General features: G+C 65.4%; 12 protein-coding genes. 5 read left to right on the top strand and 7 right to left on the bottom strand.

What is annotated here, in order from left to right; genetic code table 11:
• The 3 genes from hisF to coaA all read left to right on the top strand — a co-directional run bounded on the left by hisF (nucleotide 1) and on the right by coaA (nucleotide 2,169).
• A complete protein-coding gene (hisF, locus tag RAD10_RS04385; RefSeq protein WP_018323523.1) occupies nucleotides 1–774 on the top strand; it encodes an imidazole glycerol phosphate synthase subunit HisF in 774 nt (257 codons plus the stop codon).
• Between the two features lie 90 nt (nucleotides 775–864).
• The gene (locus RAD10_RS04380; RefSeq protein WP_018323522.1) at nucleotides 865–1,185 is read left to right on the top strand and encodes a phosphoribosyl-ATP diphosphatase; all 321 of its coding nucleotides are present in this window, start codon (nucleotides 865–867) and stop codon (nucleotides 1,183–1,185) included.
• Nucleotides 1,186–1,212: 27 nt separating this feature from the next.
• The gene (gene coaA, locus RAD10_RS04375; protein ID WP_028139389.1) at nucleotides 1,213–2,169 is read left to right on the top strand and encodes a type I pantothenate kinase; all 957 of its coding nucleotides are present in this window, start codon (nucleotides 1,213–1,215) and stop codon (nucleotides 2,167–2,169) included.
• Nucleotides 2,170–2,513: 344 nt separating this feature from the next.
• Here coaA and RAD10_RS04370 read toward each other — a convergent pair whose 3' ends face one another.
• The 5 genes from RAD10_RS04370 to RAD10_RS04350 all read right to left on the bottom strand — a co-directional run bounded on the left by RAD10_RS04370 (nucleotide 2,514) and on the right by RAD10_RS04350 (nucleotide 9,020).
• Entirely contained in the window at nucleotides 2,514–3,572 is a 1,059-nt protein-coding gene (locus RAD10_RS04370) for an AI-2E family transporter (RefSeq protein ID WP_461616456.1), read from the bottom strand.
• Nucleotides 3,573–3,814: 242 nt separating this feature from the next.
• Nucleotides 3,815–4,444, bottom strand: coding sequence for a histidine phosphatase family protein (locus RAD10_RS04365; RefSeq protein WP_461616455.1), 630 nt, complete (start codon nucleotides 4,442–4,444; stop codon nucleotides 3,815–3,817).
• 103 nt (nucleotides 4,445–4,547) lie between these two features.
• A complete protein-coding gene (locus RAD10_RS04360) occupies nucleotides 4,548–6,785 on the bottom strand; it encodes an ATP-binding protein (protein WP_461616584.1) in 2,238 nt (745 codons plus the stop codon).
• 126 nt (nucleotides 6,786–6,911) lie between these two features.
• A complete protein-coding gene (locus RAD10_RS04355) occupies nucleotides 6,912–7,385 on the bottom strand; it encodes a hypothetical protein (protein WP_461616454.1) in 474 nt (157 codons plus the stop codon).
• A 96-nt stretch (nucleotides 7,386–7,481) separates the two neighbouring features.
• A complete protein-coding gene (locus RAD10_RS04350; RefSeq protein ID WP_461616453.1) occupies nucleotides 7,482–9,020 on the bottom strand; it encodes a YifB family Mg chelatase-like AAA ATPase in 1,539 nt (512 codons plus the stop codon).
• A 228-nt stretch (nucleotides 9,021–9,248) separates the two neighbouring features.
• Between RAD10_RS04350 and RAD10_RS04345 the strand changes: the two genes are divergently transcribed.
• Nucleotides 9,249–9,494: a PilZ domain-containing protein gene (locus tag RAD10_RS04345; RefSeq protein ID WP_461616452.1), complete on the top strand. Its 246-nt coding sequence runs from the start codon at nucleotides 9,249–9,251 to the stop codon at nucleotides 9,492–9,494.
• 79 nt (nucleotides 9,495–9,573) lie between these two features.
• Nucleotides 9,574–10,347: a tetratricopeptide repeat protein gene (locus tag RAD10_RS04340; protein WP_461616451.1), complete on the top strand. Its 774-nt coding sequence runs from the start codon at nucleotides 9,574–9,576 to the stop codon at nucleotides 10,345–10,347.
• 21 nt (nucleotides 10,348–10,368) lie between these two features.
• On the opposite strand, the gene RAD10_RS04335 is transcribed toward RAD10_RS04340, so the two are convergent.
• Nucleotides 10,369–11,658, bottom strand: coding sequence for an AAA family ATPase (locus RAD10_RS04335; protein WP_461616450.1), 1,290 nt, complete (start codon nucleotides 11,656–11,658; stop codon nucleotides 10,369–10,371).
• Nucleotides 11,655–12,389, bottom strand: coding sequence for a CpaD family pilus assembly protein (locus RAD10_RS04330; RefSeq protein WP_461616449.1), 735 nt, complete (start codon nucleotides 12,387–12,389; stop codon nucleotides 11,655–11,657). The genes RAD10_RS04335 and RAD10_RS04330 overlap by 4 nt, the downstream gene beginning before the upstream one ends.
• Nucleotides 12,390–12,431: the final 42 nt, after the last annotated feature.

The raw sequence follows: 12,431 nt of genomic DNA, 5'->3' as shown, positions 1-12,431 counted from the left end.
ATGTTCAAGGTGCGCGTGATCCCCTGCCTCGACGTCAAGGACGGACGGGTCGTCAAGGGCGTCAACTTCGTTGATCTCAGAGATGCCGGCGATCCCGTCGAAGCCGCGATCGCCTACGATGCCGCCGGCGCAGACGAGCTCACCTTCCTCGATATCACCGCGACCCATGAGAATCGCGGCATCATGCTGGACGTGGTCCGGCGCACGGCGGAGGCCTGCTTCATGCCCGTGACCGTCGGCGGCGGCGTGCGTGAGGTCAACGACATCAAGACGCTGTTGCGCGCCGGCGCCGACAAGGTCTCGATCAACAGCGCCGCGGTGTCGCGGCGCGAGTTCGTCAAGGAAGCGGCGGAAAAATTTGGCGAGCAGTGCGTGGTGGTCGCGATCGATGCCAAGCGCGTCAAGCGCCCCGGCGGGGACCGCTGGGAGATCTTCACCCATGGCGGCCGCAACTCGACCGGCATTGACGCGATCGAATATGCCCAGGAAGTGGTCTCGCTCGGCGCCGGTGAAATCCTGCTCACCTCGATGGACCGCGACGGCACGAGGCAGGGCTTCGACATCCCGCTGACCCGGGCGATCGCCGATAGCGTTGCCGTGCCCGTGATCGCCTCGGGCGGCGTCGGCAATCTCGACCACCTCGTTGACGGTATCCGCGACGGCCACGCCACGGCCGTGCTGGCCGCCTCGATCTTCCATTTCGGGGAATTCACCATCCGCGAAGCCAAGGAGCACATGGCCCGGCGCGGACTGGCCATGCGCCTCGATGCCTGACGACTCCCGTACATAAAAGTGCTACATGAGGTAGCGGGGAATGGCCTCCGTGGCCAAGTGCGTTGCCAAGCGTGTTTCCGAGTAATTCCGATGCCGCGTTTCACAATCCACGATCTGGCCGAGACCATCGACGCCCGCGCGGCGGCCGGCGGCGAAGCGTCCTATACCCGCAAGCTCCTCGACAAGGGCGCCGAGCATTGCGCCAAGAAGTTCGGTGAGGAAGCAGTCGAAACCGTAATCGCAGCAGTCGAAAACGATCGCGCGCATCTGATCGCCGAGAGTGCCGACCTGCTCTATCACTTCCTTGTCTTGCTGAAGGCCCGCGGCGTAAAGCTGGAAGAGGTCGAAGCGGCGCTGGACAAGCGCACGAATATGTCAGGGTTGGAAGAGAAAGCGTCGCGTAAGGGCTAGTATAAGCCGCAACGGAAAGGTCGCGTCATGGATATCCGCGCACCCGAGCAGCAATATAATCCGTACCGCATCTATTCGCGCGAGGAGTGGGCGCGTCTGCGCGACGATACGCCGATGACGCTGGAGCCGGGCGAGTTCGACCGGCTGCGCTCGCTGCACGATCGCCTCGATCTCAAGGAAGTCGAGGATATTTATCTTCCGTTGTCGCGCCTGCTCTCGATCTATGTCGATGCGATGCAGCGCCTGTATTATGCGGAGCGCCAGTTCCTCAACATCCGCGACCGCAAGGTGCCCTACATCATCGGCGTCGCCGGCTCGGTCGCGGTCGGAAAATCCACCACGGCCCGCGTGCTCCAGGCCCTGCTGGCGCGCTGGTCGCCGCGCCCGAAGGTCGAACTCATCACCACCGACGGATTCCTCTATCCGAACGCCGTGCTCGACCGGCAGGGCATCATGCAGAAGAAAGGCTTTCCGGAAAGCTACGACCTGCCGCTGCTGCTCAGCTTCCTCTCCGATATCAAGTCCGGCCGCCGCCATGTGCGTGCGCCGGTCTATTCGCATCTGACCTACGACATCGTGCCGAACCAGTGGGCCGAGATCGACCAGCCCGACATCCTGATCGTCGAGGGCGTCAACGTGCTGCAGACCGGCAAGCTGCCGCGCGACGGCAAGGCGGTGCCTGTGGTCTCCGACTTCTTCGATTTCTCGGTCTATATCGACGCCGACGAAGCCCCGCTGCGGCAATGGTACATCAAGCGCTTCCTGGCGCTGCGCGACACCGCATTCACCAATCCAAAGTCGTACTTCAACCGCTACGCGCTGTTGTCGGACGAGGAAGCCACTGCCACCGCGATCGCGATCTGGGAGCGCACCAACCTCGCCAATCTCGAGGACAATATCCTGCCGACCCGCCCTCGCGCGACGCTGATCCTGAAGAAGGGCGCCGACCACACCGTGGAGAACGTGGCGCTCAGGCGTCTGTAGTCGCGGCGGTCGCCGGGTCCTGCGCGTTCGTGCAGCGGTGTCTTTTGTTGCAGACCGACAAGAGGTATTGGGCTATGACCTTGGAAAACGCGAGGTCTCGATGGTTGATCGTCTCAGAAGTGCTGCGGAACAACTCGAAGCACCGACCTGTCCGGATTGCCATGTCGAGATGAGGTGGTTCCGCTCGGAACTGCTTGCAGACGAGCCGGTTCCGGTGATCGCGCATCTCTTCGTATGCCCACATTGCAAGCGAGCAGCAAAGACCGACACCATATTCAAGGGCACTCCGGGGCCGCCTGACAAGCTCTCAGCGCCGCGCTTCGTAGCTTACGCTGCGTAGCAGGTCATTTCCGGACTTCCTGTTGCTCTTTCGAGCGGACGTAGACCTGCCAGGCCGTCAGAAACATGGCCGCGACGAGTGGGCCGATGACGAAGCCGTTTGCTCCGAAAGCCGCAAGGCCGCCCAGGGTGGCGAGCAACACAATGTAGCTTGGCATCCGGATCGACTGTCCTACCAGGATCGGGCGGAGAAAGTTGTCCGCAAGGCCAATCACGAAGGTGCCGAAAGCGAGCAGGATGATTCCCTTCGTGACTGAGCCTGCCACGAGCAGATAGAGCCCGGCTGGAAGCCATACCAGCGCGGAGCCGAGCACGGGCAGAAGCGAGAGCAGCGCCATCAGCGCGCCCGCCAGGAGCGGCGCGGTCAGTCCGAGCAGCCAGAAGATCACCCCGCCAAGCGCGCCCTGAATCAGGGCAACGAGGATGATTCCCTTGATCGTCCCGCGTACCGCCAGGGTGAACGCATTCAAAATCTCGGCGCTGTGGCTCGCGCGCAGCGGCAGGGCGTCGCGGATGCGCGCGTTCAGCTCGTCACCATCGCGCAGCAGAAAGAACAGCAGGTACAACATCACGAGCAAGCTTGCGACGAATTCGAGGGTCAACTGACCGATGTTGATCGCGTGCCCGGCCAGCTGCTGGCCGGCCGGGACGAGCAGACCCGACAGGCGTTCTTTCAGGGCCGAAAAATCGATGCTGGCGAGGCGATCCGCCATGGGAGCGGCCCAGTCGGGCAGCGCGGATTTCAGTTGCTGAAGCGGATGAGCAAAACTGATCTCCCCCGACTGAACGCGCTGATACAGCTCCCCTCCCTGGTCGATGAGCGAGGCGATGACGATCGCGACGGGGATCAAGACGATCACCACCACGACGACGACGGTGGAGAATGCGACAAGGTTGCGCTTTCCCGGCAGGGTTTCCAGGAAGCGTCGATAGAGCGGGGCGAAGATGATGGCCAGCAGCGTGGCCCACAGCAATGCTCCGGAGAAAGGCCAGAGCACCCAGCCAAATGCTAGCGTGATTGCGGCAAGCAATACCAGAAATGAGCGGTCTTCCGATGTTCTCACGTGTTCGCCAGCCTTTCAGTCGGAACTCGCAAGACGTGGGTATCACAAGACGATCGTGCGGGGGCAAGTCGCACAAGGTCAATCTGTCCACGGCGTTCTGTCCACGGCGTTTCTGCAATGTCTCGGCAAATCTCAATTGCCGAGACATTGGCCGGATACCCTCCACGTGAGCCGGCTCGTCGAGCGGCCGGGGAAATCCTTCCCCTCCATCGCACCAGCGATCAGGACTGAATGCAGGCGCTTCACTTGCCGGCTTTGGCGCTCCATTCTGCAGGCTTGATGCGCCCGGCAAAGGTGGCCGGGCCGGAGCCGCCGGCCTTGTAAACGAAGGCCTCGCCTTCCCCGACGTCACCGGCCTCCTTGCCGAAGGCATCGGCGATGTTCGTCTTGTGGGTGACCAGGAAATTGTTGGCACCAGCTTTCGGCGTCGCGTCGACGAGCTGGCGCACGGCCTGTCCGGCCTTTGCATTGGCGCCGGTCGGGTTTGCCATTCCCGATGCGCTGGCGTTGCTGCTGTCCGTCAACGCGTCGACCGGCTTGACCTCGCGGCCGGAGATCAGCTTGCCGGCCTCGATCGCACGGTTGAGCCGGCTGGTGTAGACGTCGCCGATCGGGATCTCGAGGTCCTTAATCGCCGCCCCGATCTGGCGCGCCATGTCCCTGCCCTTTTCGCTGAGCTGACGCTGGGCGTTCATGTCGTCGAACTTGAAGGGGTAGACGTCCTTTTGGCTGTCGTCGGTGGCGGTGTGCCGAAAGATCAGCACGTAGCCGCCTTGCTTGAGCGAGGCGATGAGCTCCGGCGTATCGGCCGCGGCGTGTCGGGAAAATCCAGCGAGAAAGACAATGAATATGAGGCGGCAAAGCACGTTCATGCGCGAAACCCTCCTGCAATGCCCCCGGAGGATGGTGACGCGCAACGCGGTCGATTTCAATTATCGATTGCCTGATGGGATGAGTTCCCGCGAGGTTTTCGGATCAGACTGCCAGCCGCCGTGACGCCGCAAGCCCTGCCAGCGCTTCGTCCAGCTTGTCGCGATCGAGCGGCTTGATCAGGAATCCGTTCATGCCCGCCTCGAAGCAGGCATAGCGGTCTTCCACCAGCGTATTGGCGGTGAGTGCGAGGATCGGCGTGTGATGGCCGCCGGTCGCGGCCTCATGCGTTCGGATGCGCTTCGTCGCCTCGATGCCGTCGAGCTGCGGCATCTGGATGTCCATCAGCACGAGATCATAGGGCGTGCCGGCCGATGAAGCGGCGAGCCAGGACTCCAGCGCGGCCTCGCCGTGCACGGCGATGACGACGCGATGGCCGAGTTTCGTCAGCAGCGAGCGCATCAACAGCGCGTTGATCTCGTTGTCCTCGGCGACGAGGATCGACAGGCCTTTGGTCGCTCCTTTGGCCGGTGTCGCGCCGGCAGCCTCCGCCGGTGGTTCCGGCGCCAGATCGGGCGAGGCCACCTCCGGCGTCATCGCAAGGCGCGCGGCGAGCGAAGCCGCCCGCAGCGGCTTCACCAGAAAGCCGGTGAAGGCCGGCGACAGCTTTTCGTGGCGCGAGCTGGAGGTCAGCAGCACGAGGCGCTGCAGCGCATGCGCGCGGGCCATTTCGCCCAGCTGGTCGGCTACGGCAGAGCCGATCGCACGATCGATTAGCACCGCGTGCCATGAGCGTTCCGGCAGCAGCGCTTCGGCGACCGCGGCGTCCGCAACCATGCAGGTCTGGCCTCCCCAGCGCTCGAGGCGCCGCGCGATCAGCGAAGCCTCGATGCCGTCGGCGACGAGGAGCATCGACTTGCCGGTGAGGTCGGGGCTTGGAAAGGTCGTCTGTCCCGCGCTGGCTTGCGACGGCGGAAGCGGCACCGCGATCTCGAAGGTCGAGCCTTGGCCCGGCTCGCTCGCGAGCGTGATCCGGCCGCCCATGCGCTTGACGATGCGCTCGCTGATGGCAAGGCCAAGCCCGGTGCCGCCATAGGTGCGGGCGACGCGCTCGTCGGCCTGCTCGAATTCGCGGAAGATGCGCTGCTGCGCCTCCGGCGCAATGCCGATGCCGGTGTCGCGGACCAGGAAGCTGATCTCGTTCGGCCAGATGCCGGGTTCGACGATCAGTGCGACGCCGCCGTGAGCTGTGAATTTGATGGCGTTGCCGGCGAGATTGAGCAGCACCTGGCGCAGCCGCGCGGCATCGCCGACCACCTCCAGCGGCAGGCGCTCGTCGACATAGGCGGCGATCTCCAGCGACTTGGCCTGCGCGCGCGGCGCGAGCAGCTCGGTGATCTCCTCGACCAGGGTCGAGAGCGCGAAGGGACGTTGTTCGAGATCAAGCTTGCCGGCCTCGATCTTGGAGTAGTCGAGCAGTTCCTCGATCAGCGCCATCAAGGCTTCGCCCGAGGTTTTCACCGCTTTGGCATAAGTCGCCTGCTCCGGGGTCAGCGTGGTGTCGAGCAGGAGGCCGCCCATGCCGATGATGCCGTTGAGTGGCGTGCGGATCTCGTGCGAGGCCATCGCGAGGAAGCGCGATTTGGCACGGTTGGCGGCGTCGGCCTGGTCGCGCGCGTCGGACAGAGCGCGTTCGGTCTCGGTGCGGTCGGTGACGTCGCGCCCCACGCTCTGCAATTCGGCGGGCTGTCCGGCATCGAGGCGGACGTAGCCTTCGCGCCAGGCGATCCAGCGCGCGCCGAGCGGGGTTGCGATCTTCTGGTCGTGGATGCGTGTGCCGCTGCTCTCGCGGGCGCTGTCGCCCTGCTCCAGCACGTCGAAATCGAAACGCGTGCCGACCAGCGCGCTGCGCGCCTGTCCGGCGAGCGCGCAATAGGCTTCGTTGGCAAAAGTGATGCGGCCATCGGTAGCGCGCAGCACGATGAGGTCGCCCTGCTGCTCGAATAGGCTGCGGGCGCGTTCTTCCGCCTCCTTCAGCTCCCAATTGCGGTCGATCAGCGCCTCGTTGTGGGCGGCGAGCGTACGCAGCCGCCTGTTCACGAAACGCAGGCGCATGCTCAGCGTCGCAAGGCCGAGGCAGGCGAGCGCGAACAGGAAGCTCGCGCCGATCGCAAAGGTGTGGGGATCGTAGCCGGAGTTTTCGGACCGGCTGCCGGACACGAAACCATAGGCGCCGCCGAAGGTCGCCGAGAAGATCATGAAGGAGCGGATCGCGAAGGCGATGCGGGGATGCTGTCGCCTGAAGCGGCGCATGCGCACCTTGATCCGGAACGTCCGACCCATCGTCACCGACCCCGACTCTTTTTCGAAATCCCGCCACCCGCCGTCTGCGACGATGTCGCGCCGACCTTGCGAACAGCTTGAGGCTTTGGCGCTGCCTCCAAACAGGGTTGACGAGGTGTTAACGCTTCAGAGCGAGGCGGCCTGGAGCGGGAGCGGGCGGTGGCCGCCATGGGCGCCGACGATCAGCGCCGCGGCCTCACGCTGCGAGAACGACTTCGAGCGCACATAGATGCGGTAATCCGCCGGCCCTTCGGTGGAGAGATAGATCACCTGGCCGCCATCGACGGGCTGAGCGGCAATCGAGACCAGGCGCGTCGTGGCATTGGCCTGACAGGAATCCGGCTCGGAACCGAGACCGTCGTCGACCACGGCGAAGTCCGCGGTATCGGCATCGTCGGTGATCTGAACCCGCACCGTGGCCCGGGCGGGATCTTCGGTGAAGGCGACATGGACGCCGGCGGTCCAGAACAGGGAGGTGAGCTCGACCGAGGTTTCGCCGAGGGCGATGCAGGGATGCGAGACCGAACCGATCTCCGCGCGGGCGAACACCGCAGCCGCCAACAAGGGAACAACCGAGGCCAGGATCTTGAAACGCAACATGACACTCTACTCGCCGGGGCCCCGGGAACTCATTGGGCCTTATGGTTTGCAGAGCGTAAAGGAAACTGGTTACCGCCGGGTTGATGCGCGGAATGATCAAGCCAGCTGCCGCACATCCTCCGCGAGTGCGCGGTAGGACAAGGCTTCGGCGAGATGCAGCCGGCCGATCTTGTCGGCGCGATCGAGGTCGGCCAACGTGCGCGCCACCCGCAGCACGCGGTGATAGCCGCGCGCCGACAGCCGCATGGTCTCGGCGGCGTCGCGCAGCAGCTTCTGGCCCTGCGCGTCCGGCTTTGCGATCTCCTCCAGCACGGAGGCAGGAGCCTCGACATTTGTGCGAACCTTGGGCAGGCCGGCATCGGCATAACGCGCGAGCTGGATGTCGCGCGCCGCCGCCACGCGGGCGGCGACCTCGGCGGAGCCTTCCGCCGGCGGTGGCAGGATCAGATCGGCCGCGGTCACGGCGGGCACCTCGATGCGCAGGTCGATGCGGTCCATCAGCGGGCCGGAGATGCGCGCCTGGTAGTCGCCGGTGCAGCGGTCGACGCGGCCGCGCTTGCAGGCATAGCCCGGCTCGAACGCGTTGCCGCAGCGGCACGGATTCATCGCCGCGACCAGCATGAAGCGGGCAGGATAGGTGACGCGATGGTTGGCGCGCGACACCGCGACCTCGCCGTTCTCCAGCGGCTGCCGCAGCGAATCCAGCACGCGCGGATCGAATTCGGGCAGCTCGTCGAGGAACAGCACGCCCTGATGCGCCAGCGAGATCTCGCCGGGTTTTGCGCGCATGCCGCCGCCGGTGAGCGCGGCCATGCTGGCGGAATGATGCGGCGAGCGGAACGGCCGCCGCGCCGTCAGCGCGCCGCCGTCGATCTCGCCGGCGACGGAGGCGATCATCGAGACCTCGAGCAGTTCGCTCGGTGACAGCGGCGGCAGGATCGAGGGCAGGCGCGCCGCCAGCATCGACTTGCCGGCGCCGGGCGCGCCGATCATGAGCAGATGATGCCCGCCAGAGGCGGCGATCTCCAGCGCGCGCTTGGCGCTTTCCTGACCCTTGATGTCGCGCAGGTCGAGCGTGGAGGCGGCGGGTTCGTGCACCTTCGGTGACGGCCGCGACAGCACCTGCGTGCCCTTGAAGTGATTGGCGATCTGGATCAGCGAGCTTGCCGCGATGATCTGGATGTCCGGGCTCGCCCACGCCGCTTCGGAGCCGCACGAGGCCGGGCAGATCAGTCCTTCCTCGCGCATATTGGCGCCGAACGCGGCGGGAAGAACGCCGGCCACGGGCGCGATCGAGCCGTCGAGGCCGAGCTCGCCGAGCACGGTGAAACCGGTCAGCGCATCCGGCGGGATCGCGCCGATCGCCGCCATCAGGCCGAGCGCGATCGGCAAATCGTAATGGCTGCCTTCCTTCGGGAGGTCGGCCGGCGCCAGATTGACGATGATCCGCCGCGCCGGCAGCGCCAGCCCCGAGGCGATCAGCGCCGAGCGCACCCGCTCGCGCGCCTCCGACACCGCCTTGTCCGGCAGGCCCACGATCGCGAAGGCCGGCAGACCGGGCGCAACCTGCACCTGCACGTCGACCGCGCGGGCCTCGATCCCCTCAAAGGCGACGGTGGAAACCCGTTGAACCATGCTCAAACCAGCCTGCCCCTCTCGCACAATTAGGGGTAGCAGAGGCGGGCCGTTTCCGCAAGAACAATACGGGAACGATCTGGGACGGGGAGCAAGCCCTAACCAATCGTAAACGCCACGCCGACACTACGTCTCGAATGCCAGCTTCTGTCCTCAGCACATTCCAACGAATGTCCGCTACTCCTAAGGTTGCGGGATGGGCCGTGGTCTAACGGGTGAACAATTCAAATGCTTGCAAATCGCCGGAGAAGCGAACGTCGGGTATGCAGCCGGCTCGCCAAGATCCATTTTGGCGCGGGCTCGCTGCCGCGGGACTGCACGATCACCGATATCTCGGATGGCGGCGTGAAAGTGGTGGCGGAATACCTGGAAGTGCCGCCGCAATTCACCATCATCTTCGCACCCGACTATTCCCGCCAATGCCGCCTGCGCTGGCGCATCGGCTGCGAATTCGGTGCCGAGTTCACCGACTAAGATCTCACAGGCCGCGTCCTTAACGGGACTTTAGCGTTAATCGGTAAGCATCTCTGATCAGTTGCCGAGTGATCAGAGTATGTCCAAGCGTTCGTCCCTCGCCTCTCCCCGGGCGAGATTGCTGCTTCCCGCCTTTCTCGCGCTCGCGCTCGGCGGCTGCCAGACCGCCGGCATCGAGGATGTGACCGGCGCGCTCGGTGTCAGATCGGAAACGGCGGCCAAGGCCGACGCCAAGCCAGAGATGGACGCGTTGCGCGAGCGCTATCGCGCCAAGCCCAGTGATCCCAACGTTGCGCTCGCCTACGGCAAGGCGCTGCGCGAGAGCGGCCAGCGCGCGCAGGCGGTCGCGGTCATGGAGCAGGCCGTGCTCGCCCATCCCAGCAACAAGGCGCTGCTCGCCGGCTATGGCCGCGCGCTCGCCGACAGCGGCAGTTTCCAGCAGGCCTTCGATGTCCTCAGCCGCGCGCATACGCCCGAGGATCCGGACTGGCGCATCCTGTCGGCGCAGGGTGCCGCGCTCGACCAGCTCGGCCGCAACGAAGAGGCGCAGCAATATTATGCCGCGGCGTTGAAGATCGTGCCGGACGAGCCGACCGTGCTGTCCAATCTCGGCCTGTCCTATATGCTGCAAAACAATCTGCCGAAGGCCGAACAGGTGCTCGGCCGCGCTTACCAGCGCAATCAGAATGATGCGCGGGTCCGCGCCAATCTCGCGCTCGTGCTGGGATTGCAGGGCCGCGAGGCCGAGGCCGAAATCCTCGTGAAGGCGGATTTGCCGCCGGACCAGGCCGCGGCCAAGGTCGCGGCGCTGCGGCAGCTGCTGGCGAAGAAGCAGCAGCGGGCGGACAAGTAATCCGCCCCTTTTAATGTACGCTTACGACGCCTTGCGATGCGGCGCGGAGTTGCGGCTTGATCTGCCCTTGAGCTTCTTGAGCAGCGGCCCGAGCAGCGAGCGCTTCGGCTTTTTCACCTCGCCACGCCCGGCGAGGCGGTTCGCCATGTTCTGGAACAGCTCGGTGGTGCGGTGGCTCTTGGAGACCTCCGCGATCATCTGGCCGTTATTGGCCGCGGTGGAGAACAGTTTCGAATCGAACGGGATCACCGCGATCGGCTGGCTTTCCATCGTCTTGGCGAACGCCTTGACCTCGATCTCCGCGCGCTTGTGCATGCCGACCTGGTTGAGGCAGTACAGCGGCGGCCGGTCGTTCGGCCGTGCCGCCTTCAGCACGCTCAGCATGTTCTTGGTGTTGCGCAAATTGGCCAGATCTGGCTCGGCCACGATCACGATGTCGTCTGCGTTCACCAGCGCGCGCCGCGTCCAGCCGGACCATTGGTGGGGAACGTCGAGCACGATGCACGGCGTGGTCATGCGCAGCGTGTCGAACACGGCGTCGAAAGCTTCGGCGCCAAAATCATAGACGCGGTCGAGGGTGGCAGGCGCCGCGAGGAGGCTGAGGCGCTCGGTGCATTTGGAGAGCAGGCGCTCCATCAGCGCCGTGTCCGGCCGGTCCTGCGACAGCACCGCGTTGGCGATGCCCTGCACGGGGTCCTGGTTGTAGTCGAGGCCCGCGGTGCCGAAGGCGAGGTCGAGGTCGATCACGACGGAATCGAGCGCGAGGTCACGGGCGATGGTCCAGGCCACATTGTGCGCGACGGTGGAGGCGCCGACGCCGCCCTTGGCGCCGACCACCGCGATGACGCGGCCGGTGATGATGGCCTCGGAGGCCGAGAACAGGCTGCAGATGGAGCGGACGACGTCGAGGGTTTCGACCGGTCCCACCACGTAATCGTTGACGCCGCGGCGCACCAGTTCGCGATAGGGCGCGGTGTCGTTGGGATTGCCGATCACGACCACGCGGGTGCCGGGGTCGCAGACGCCGGCGAGGTCGTCGAGTCCCTCGAGGATGTCGCGCGTACCGTCGGATTCGATCACGATCACGTTCGGCGTCGGCATCGATTCATAGACTTCGATCGCCGCGGCAAGGCCACCGTCCTTGGCGGTGAGGTGGGCCTTGGCGAGCCGGCGGTCCTGCCCGGCCGCGGTCACCGCGGCGAGCGTCTTCTCGGTTTCGCAAAAGGCCTGCACCGAGATGCGCGGAACCGGCGCAATGTGTTCCTCGGGGTGCTGCGGATCGTCCGCTTCTTCGTCGTGAATGCCGGTCATTTGCCTGTGTCGCTGAGCTTGGCCCTGTCGGCCTCGGAATTGGGAGTCGAGATCGCAGTGCCCTTGCGATAGCGATCAAAGGCGATGTCGCGCCGCGCGGTATAGGCGGGCGTCTCGGATCGCGGCTGCTCGAGGTCGGCCGGATTGTCGATCATCGCGGCGAGATTGCGCTGGCTGGCGCAGCCCAGATTGAAGTAGGGCCGGTTCTCGTTGTAGCCGGGATCGAGGATGTTGGGGCCGAGGTCTTCCGGCCACAGCCCGCAGGGGCCGGCGACCGCGGCGATCTTCGAATAGCTCAGGCGGATGGTGGGCAGCAGCCCGGGATCCTCGGGGCGATAGGGATGCTGGACGATGGCACGCGACGGCACGCCGCCGGATGCGAGGACGGAACGGATTTCCCGATAGGTCGCAGCCGCCGCGCGCGAATTCGCGCTGTCGACGGGAACGTCGACGACGACGGAGCCGGTGCCTTCGCGCACCCAGTCCCGGGCGATGCCCGCGACGTCCGAATGCTGCGCGGCCGACAGGCCGCCCCTCGCCTTGCCGACGAAGATCACGATCGACTTCTTGCCTTCCTGCACCGCGATCGGGTGGCGCTGGCGATAGTCGGTCGGCACCGTCTGGGTGACGATCTCGCCGGTGGTATTGCAGGCGCCCAGCATGACGGAGAGCCCCGTCAGTGCCAGCGCGACGCCCAGATTGCGACGTCGATCGGCTGTCGTCTTCGTCATCGCTTCATCCCCTCTTGCCCCGAATCCTGTCCCGCTCCCCAG

The organism is Bradyrhizobium sp. 23AC (genome assembly GCF_054863025.1).
The sequence above is the reverse complement of the archived record's forward strand: the minus strand, read 5'-3'. Positions and strand labels throughout refer to the sequence as shown.